We start from the raw sequence: 6431 nt of genomic DNA, 5'->3' as shown, positions 1-6431 counted from the left end.
TCAATGGCCACCCGCAGCAGCCGTGAGCCCAGGCCCTGGCCGCGTGCCTCGGGGTCGATGAAGAGCATCTCCACCCGCCCGCAGGCGACCCCGGCAAAGCCGCGGATACGCTGCCTGGCGTCTTTGCAGCAAATCAGCATCACCGCGTCCAGGTACTGGCTCAGCAGCAGCTCGCGCAGCAGGCAGATGTAACTGTCGGGAAGAAAGTCATGGGTGGCACGCACGGAGGCTTCCCACACCCGCGCCAGCTCCGGGTAGTCGCTGAGGCTGGGCGTCTGCACGGTCATCTGCCTGCGCATGGCGGTGCTCTCCTCGGGGCAATTGAGGAAACGATAGTTGCAAAAAAAAGCCCCGCCATTGCTGGCGGGGCTTTTTTACCGGCGCCGAATCAGATCGGTTCGGCCCACATGTCGTACTCGTCGGCGTCGGTTACCCGGCAACGAACCGTGTCGCCCGGCTTGAAGCCGTGGTTGCCGTCGATGAACACGTTGCCGTCGATTTCCGGGGCATCGAAGAAGCTGCGGCCAACCGAGCCTTCTTCTTCGACTTCATCGATCAGCACGTCGATTTCCTTGCCGATGCGCAGTTGCAGGCGTGCGGTGCTGATGGCCTGCTGGTGGGCCATGAAACGGTCCCAGCGCTCCTGCTTGATGTCGTCCGGCACTTCGTCCAGGCCCAGGTCGTTGGCCGGGGCGCCTTCGACCGGCGAATACTGGAAGCAGCCGACGCGGTCGAGCTGGGCTTCGGTCAGCCAGTCGAGCAGGTACTGGAAGTCTTCTTCGGTTTCACCCGGGAAGCCGACGATGAAGGTCGAACGGATCACCAGCTCAGGGCACTGCTCGCGCCAGTTCTTGATGCGCGCCAGGGTGCGGTCTTCGAAGGCCGGGCGCTTCATCGACTTGAGCACTTTCGGGCTTGCGTGCTGGAACGGGATATCCAGGTACGGCAGGATCTTGCCGGCTGCCATCAGCGGAATCACGTCATCGACGTTCGGGTACGGGTACACATAGTGCAGGCGCACCCAGGCACCCAGGCTGCTGAGGGCTTCGCACAGCTCGAGCATGCGCGTCTTGACCGGGCGACCGTTCCAGAAGTCAGTCTTGTACTTGACGTCGACGCCGTAGGCGCTGGTGTCCTGGGAGATCACCAGGATCTCCTTGACCCCGGCCTTGACCAGGCGCTCGGCCTCGCTCAGCACTTCACCGACCGGACGGCTGACCAGCTTGCCGCGCATCGACGGGATGATGCAGAAGCTGCAGCTGTGGTTACAGCCTTCGGAGATCTTCAGGTAGGCATAGTGGCGCGGGGTCAACTTGACGCCCTGAGGCGGTACCAGGTCGATCAGCGGGTTATGGTCCTGGCGCGGCGGCACGACTTCGTGCACGGCATTGACCACCTGCTCGTACTGCTGGGGACCGGTCACCGACAACACGCTCGGGTGCACATCGCGGATGCTGCCTTCCTCGACACCCATGCAGCCGGTGACGATGACCTTGCCGTTTTCCTTGATGGCTTCGCCAATCACTTCCAGGGACTCGGCCTTGGCGCTGTCGATGAAGCCGCAGGTGTTGACCACCACCACGTCGGCGTCCTCGTAGGTGGGCACGACTTCATAACCTTCCATGCGCAGCTGGGTCAGGATGCGCTCGGAATCGACCAGGGCCTTGGGGCAACCCAGGGAAACGAAGCCGACCTTGGGCGTGGTGGGCGTAGGGGTGGTGGACATGACTAACCTCGGTGTTGAAGGGCTTGCGGGGCCGGGCAGGCGGGCAAACCTGATGGGCGCTTTGGGCGCCTCTGATCAAAAAGTGCGCAATTCTAGCGAGCGCAAAGTCACTTGACCAGCAGAAATACGACGAACGCTCAGCTATGCTTCGCGGCAGTGTGCCTGTGTCTGGTGCAAGGGGCCTGGTGGCGGGAGTGATGGATGGTTCAGGCAAGTAGTCAGGCCGATTCCGGGCATTCGGTGGCAAAGCCGTTGAGCCTGCTGGTGGCGGCGGTCGGAGTGGTTTACGGCGATATTGGCACCAGCCCCTTATATACCCTCAAGGAGGTGTTTTCAGGCGGTTATGGCGTACCGGTCAATCATGATGGGGTGCTGGGCATCCTCGGCCTGATTTTCTGGTCGCTGATCTGGGTGGTGACGATCAAGTACGTGGTGTTCATCCTGCGCGCCGACAACCAGGGCGAGGGCGGCATCATGGCTTTGACCGCCTTGGCCCGGCGCGCTTCGACGCCGTACCCGAAGCTCAAGGCGCTGATGGTCGGCTGCGGCCTGATCGGCGCGGCGCTGTTCTACGGCGACAGCATGATCACCCCGGCGATTTCGGTATTGTCGGCGGTAGAGGGCCTGGAGCTGGCCTTCGACGGCATCGACCACTGGGTGATACCGGTGGCGTTGATCGTGCTGGTGGCGCTGTTCCTGATCCAGAAGCATGGCACGGCGCGCATTGGCATCCTCTTTGGTCCGGTGATGGTCACCTGGTTCGTGGTGCTCGGCGCCCTGGGCGTGCATGGCATCGCCCAGAGCCCGGAGGTGCTCAAGGCTTTCAACCCGGTATGGGCGGTGCGCTTCTTTATTGTCCACCCGGGCATGGGCGTGGCGATTCTTGGCGCCGTGGTGCTGGCCCTGACCGGCGCTGAAGCCCTGTATGCCGACATGGGCCACTTTGGCCGCAAACCCATTGCCCGCGCCTGGTTTGCCCTGGTGCTGCCGGCGCTGGTGCTCAACTATTTCGGCCAGGGCGCGCTGTTGCTGCAAAACCCGGAGGCAGCGCGCAACCCATTCTATCTGCTGGCGCCGAACTGGGCGCTGATACCGTTGGTCGGTTTGTCCACCCTGGCCACAGTGATTGCCTCCCAGGCGGTGATTTCCGGGGCCTTCTCCCTGACCCGCCAGGCCATTCAGCTTGGCTATGTGCCGCGCATGCAGATCCAGCACACCTCCAGTGACGAACAGGGGCAGATCTATATAGGTGCGGTGAACTGGTCGCTGATGGTCGGGGTGATTCTGCTGGTGCTGGGCTTCGAGTCTTCCGGGGCGCTGGCCTCGGCCTATGGCGTGGCGGTGACTGGCACCATGTTGATGACCACCCTGCTGGTGTCGACGGTGATGTTGCTGCTGTGGAAATGGCCGCCGCTGCTGGCGGTGCCGATTTTGCTGGGTTTTCTCTTTGTCGATGGCCTGTTCTTTGCCGCCAACGTGCCGAAAATCGTTCAGGGCGGGGCTTTTCCGGTGCTGGCGGGGATTGTCCTGTTTGTCTTGATGACCACCTGGAAGCGCGGCAAGCAGATTCTGGTCGAACGCCTGGACGAGGGCAGCCTGCCGTTGCCGTTGTTTATCAGCAGCATTCGCGTGCAGCCGCCGCATCGGGTCGAAGGCACGGCGGTGTTTCTCACCGCACGGGCGGATGCCGTGCCTCACGCGTTGTTGCATAACATGCTGCACAACCAGGTGCTGCACTCGCAGGTGGTGCTGTTGACCGTGGTCAGCGAGGACACCCCGCGGGTGCCGGCGCAGCAGCGCTTTGAAGTCGAGGCGTATGGCGAGGGTTTCTATCGGGTGCTGTTGCACTTTGGCTTTATGGATGAGCCGGATGTGCCAGCGGCGTTGAAGCTCTGTCATCTGGAAGGGCTGGATTTCAGCCCGATGCGTACCACCTATTTCCTCAGCCGCGAGACGGTGATTGCGTCGCGGCTGGTGGGCATGGCGCGTTGGCGGGGGCTGTTGTTTGCCTTTTTGCTGAAGAATGCCAACGGCAACTTGAGGTTCTTCAATTTGCCGTTGAACCGGGTGATCGAACTGGGGACTCAGGTAGAGATCTAGGGAGCGGCAAGCCTCAAGCGTCAAGCTGCAAGCTAGAGCAAATCGCGCACGGCTCTAGCTTGCAGCTTGAGGCTTGTAGCTTGCAGCTGCGCGCCAAAGCGCGCTTCAATCCTGCTCGGCGACGCTGGTCTTGCCCTGGCGGTTTTCGATGTCACCAATCAGGCGCTTGGCCAGCGCCGGGTAGTTTTCGTCGAAGTGATGCCCGCCAGGCAGCTTCAGGCGCTCGCCGACCGCAGTATGGTCGGTACAGCCGCTCTCGTCCGCCTCTTCCTCGCCATACACACAGACCACCTTGGCGGCCGGCAATTTGGCCATCTCCGGTCCGGTCGGTGCTTCCTTGCCGGCATTGCCCAGCCAGCCCTCGACTTCGATTTCGAAGCTGCCGCTGCGGGCAAAGGCCAGCAGGATCACCGCATCGATGCGCTTCTGGTCTTCGGCCGGCAAGCGGTTGTAGATCGCCGGCAACACGTCGGCCCCGAAGGAGTAGCCGGTCAGCACGAAGCGTTTGGTGCCCCACTTCTGCCGGTAGTGCTGCATCAGCTCGGAGAGGTCGATGGCACTCTGTTCCGGGGTCTTGTGTTGCCAGTAGTAGCGCAGGGTGTCGATGCCGACCACCGGGTAGCCGAGCTTGGCCATCTCACCGGCCACGTCGCGGTCCAGGTCACGCCAGCCGCCATCGCCAGAAAGAAACAGGGTCACGGTATCGGTGGTCTGCCCGGCAGGCACCTCGACCACCGGGATGCTCATGGCGTTGCCATCCTCCCCCACCAGCGCCTGGGTCAGTTGGGCCTTGAGCACCTGTGGCAGATGGATGTCATAGTCGCTGATGCTGGTCTCGGCATTCGGCTGGTCGCGGACGAAGGCCGCGCTGGCGTCATCCGGGTTGTCGTTCCAGGCCACGCTCCAGTGGCCGTGGGCGGCAGACTTGGGCAGCGGCGTGGCGCAGCCGGGTTGTTCGAGCGTGAAGTCCACCGAGATTGCCTGGGCCTTGTCATCGGTCTGACTGGCGAGCCAGTTCCAGGCCTGGGCCGCTCCAGGACCGATCCCGGCCACCAGGGTCGGGGTGCCCTGGAGTTGTTGCAGTGCTTGCTGCAGGGCTTGCTGCTGCTTGCTGCAATCGGCAGGTGGAAGGATCACCTGGACCATCTGCGCTTCACCGCTTTGGCTCAGGTCGAGCAGTTGCTTCTCGCTCAGGGCCTGGTCCTGGGGCACGGCGATGGCCACTCGCGCCTTGGTACGGGTGCCCGGGTTGACCCGGATCAGGCTGCTGCCATCGCTCAGGCTCAGGTGTTCCAGGCTCGCCTCGGGAGCCGGGCGGGTCCATAGCCAGAAGCCCAAAGCGGCAGCCAGCAAGGCCAACAGCAGGGGTACCAGTAGATACAGCCAGTAACGTCGAATCATCAGCGTTTCACCAATCCAGTCAGGCCGCCCGCGATCAGGGCGGCGGTGTCGGCCAGTGCCACCAGCGGATCGAGTCCGGCCGGCACAGCCATGTAGCGAGGTTCCCAGTCCGGCTGGAACTTGTCCTTGAAGCGGCGCAGCCCCTGGAAGTTGTAGAGTTGCTCGCCGCGCTGGAACACCATCGAGCCCAGGCGCTGGGTCAGTGGCGCGCCGCGCCGTGGTTGCAGCCCGGAAAGTGGCACCATACCCAGGCTGAAGCGCCCATAGCCGTGCTGCTTATAGTGCTGGATCAAGCCGATCATCATGTATTCCATGGTCAGCTTCGGCGCTTCGGGATGGGCGCGCATCAGGTCGAGGCTGGCCAGTTCCAGGCTGCGGGTTTCCAGCAGGTTGGCAAACGCTACCGGGCGCCCTTCGAAGCGGATCAGGGCAATGCGAAAGTGTTGCAGGTACTCAGGGCTGAAGCGGCCAAGGGAGAAGCCTTTCTCGCGCACGTTCTTGCCGCTGAGCCAGGCATCGGAGATGGCCTTGAGTTCTTCCAGCGGGGCTTGCCCCGGCTCGTGCACTTCGAGGCTGAGACCGTCGCGGCCGCCGCGGTTCCAGGTGTAGCGCAGGTCTTTCATTTCCTTGCCTTTGGCGTCGAGGTCAAAGCGCTTGAGGTCGACCCGGGCCTCTTCGCCCAGTTTGATTGCGGTCAGGCCGATGTCCATATAGAAGGGCAGGTTCTCCGCGCGCACCTGGTAGAACACCGGGCGGGCGTGATGCACGTCGCACAGGTCGCGGAACTGCCAGATCATCTCGGCGCGCTCATGTGCCGGGCCGATCGGGTCATACAGCGCCACCAGGCTGCGACCACGGCGGGCATACATGAGGAAGGCATCGTCATTGGGGTGGAACAGCAAGGCCTTGTCGCCGGTCAGTGCCAGGCCGCCGTCGGGTTGATCGGAGGCTTGCAGGATAGCGTTGGCGCGTTGCAGTTCTTCGCTCGTGGGCAGGTGGATGACTGGCCGTGCAGTGCGCAGCAACCAGGTCAGGGCGACGATCACCAGCAGCACCGCGCTGCCCAGTGCCGAGCGCAAGCCGCGTGGGGCATCGGCATCGAGGGTGAACTGCCACCAGAGTTGATGGCTGTACGGCACATCCTGATAGGCAAACAGCAGTAGCCATACCGACGCGCCCAGTACGCAGGCACTGGCGACAAGAT

General features: G+C 63.1%; 5 protein-coding genes. 1 reads left to right on the top strand and 4 read right to left on the bottom strand.

Going from position 1 to position 6431, the window contains the following annotated elements; all coding sequences use genetic code 11:
- Together UW3_RS29790 and rimO are read right to left on the bottom strand one after the other, a co-directional pair.
- Positions 1-299: GNAT family N-acetyltransferase (locus UW3_RS29790; protein ID WP_010224751.1), on the bottom strand; the 299-nt coding region annotated here is incomplete at its 3' end.
- A gap of 89 nt (positions 300-388) precedes the next feature.
- On the bottom strand, positions 389-1726 hold the full coding sequence (gene rimO, locus UW3_RS0119140) for a 30S ribosomal protein S12 methylthiotransferase RimO (RefSeq protein WP_010224750.1): 1338 nt from the start codon (positions 1724-1726) through the stop codon (positions 389-391).
- A gap of 201 nt (positions 1727-1927) precedes the next feature.
- Between rimO and UW3_RS0119135 the strand changes: the two genes are divergently transcribed.
- On the top strand, positions 1928-3826 hold the full coding sequence (locus tag UW3_RS0119135; protein ID WP_010224748.1) for a potassium transporter Kup: 1899 nt from the start codon (positions 1928-1930) through the stop codon (positions 3824-3826).
- 105 nt (positions 3827-3931) lie between these two features.
- Here UW3_RS0119135 and UW3_RS0119130 read toward each other — a convergent pair whose 3' ends face one another.
- Complete coding sequence (locus UW3_RS0119130) at positions 3932-5227, bottom strand: virulence factor family protein (protein ID WP_010224747.1); 1296 nt, start codon at positions 5225-5227, stop codon at positions 3932-3934.
- Positions 5227-6431, bottom strand: a 1205-nt coding sequence (locus UW3_RS29785; protein ID WP_010224745.1) for a phosphatidylglycerol lysyltransferase domain-containing protein, incomplete at its 5' end; no start/stop codon positions are given. The genes UW3_RS29785 and UW3_RS0119130, both read right to left, overlap by 1 nt.

The sequence above is a fragment of the Pseudomonas donghuensis genome (assembly GCF_000259195.1).
Taxonomy (GTDB): Bacteria; Pseudomonadota; Gammaproteobacteria; order Pseudomonadales; family Pseudomonadaceae; genus Aquipseudomonas; species Aquipseudomonas donghuensis.
This window is presented reverse-complemented; position numbering and strand designations above follow the sequence as displayed.